Genomic DNA, 1161 nt, shown 5'->3' with positions numbered 1-1161 from the left:
GCCCTCGGCGCCTGCCGGGCGACGGGCCGGGCGACGGGCCGCTCCGGGCCCGACAGCGACACCGCCGCCTCGCCCGCCGCGAGGGCCTGGCGCAGCGCCGCGGCCATCGTCGCCGCGTCGGGCCAGCGCTCGCCGGGGTCCTTGGCCATCGCCCGCTCGACCACCGCGCGCACCGGCGCGGGCACGTCCCCGGGCAGCGGCGGGACGGGCTCCGTCAGGTGCTTGAGGATCAGTTCGAGGGCGGTCTCCCCGTCGTACGGGAGCCTCCCGGCGAGGCACTCGTAGAGGACCACGCCGAGCGCGTAGAGGTCCGCCGAGGCGGTGACCGTCCCGGTGGAGGCCTGTTCCGGTGCCTGGTAGGCGGCGGTGCCCAGCACCACCCCGGGTACGGTGAACCGGGGGTCGCAGGCGGGGCCGGCGATGCCGAAGTCCGCGATCACCGTCCGGTCGCCGTTGACCATCAGGTTGGCGGGTTTGATGTCCTGGTGGACCACCCCGGACGCGTGCGCGGCCTCCAGCGCCTCCAGCACCTGGAGGGCCAGCCGCAGGGCCTCGGCCACCGGCAGGGCTCCGCGCCGCTCCAGGACGGCGCTCAGCGGCTGACCGTCGATCAGCTCCATCACCAGGTAGCCGACCGGGCGCCGCCCGTACGCACCGCCGTGCCCGTCGCCGTGCGCGTCGCCGCTGGCCCCGTCGCCGCCGCTGTGCCCGTAGTCGTACACGCCGACGATGCCCGGGTGCCGCAGCCGGGCCATGACGCGGGCCTCGGCGTGGAAGCGCTCGGCGAAGCCGGGCTCGTCCAGCAGGGCCGGCTTCACCACCTTGACCGCCACCCGGCGGCCCAAGACCTCGTCCTCGGCGAGCCACACGTCGCCCATCGACCCGCCGCCGAGCCAGTCCACCAGCCGGTAGCGGTCGGCGAGCACGGTGCCGCGCAATGCTTCTCCCTGAATCGAGCCCGAGGGGGCCGGAGCGGATCCGGGGGCCGGCCCGGTCCCCTGGGCGCGCCCTGGTCCGGGACGCCCTCCGAGGATCGTGGCACCGGCTGATAGTTACTGACTTGCCATCATATGAATGATGTTCAGCTCGGGCCATCACCACCCCGCGCCCGCGGCACCACGAACGGCGGGGCGGCACCGCAGTGCCGCCCCGCCCACCGAA

The 1161-nt window shown here is 75.5% G+C and carries 1 protein-coding gene; it reads right to left on the bottom strand.

Translation table 11 applies throughout. From position 1 onward, the window contains the following. Window positions 1-938 (bottom strand): serine/threonine-protein kinase (locus ACWDCZ_RS41585; protein ID WP_449818758.1); only part of this gene is annotated, 938 nt, incomplete at its 3' end. Between the last annotated feature and the right edge of the window lie 223 nt (window positions 939-1161).

This window comes from Kitasatospora sp. NPDC001225 (genome assembly GCF_053597855.1).
The sequence above is the reverse complement of the archived record's forward strand: the minus strand, read 5'-3'. Positions and strand labels throughout refer to the sequence as shown.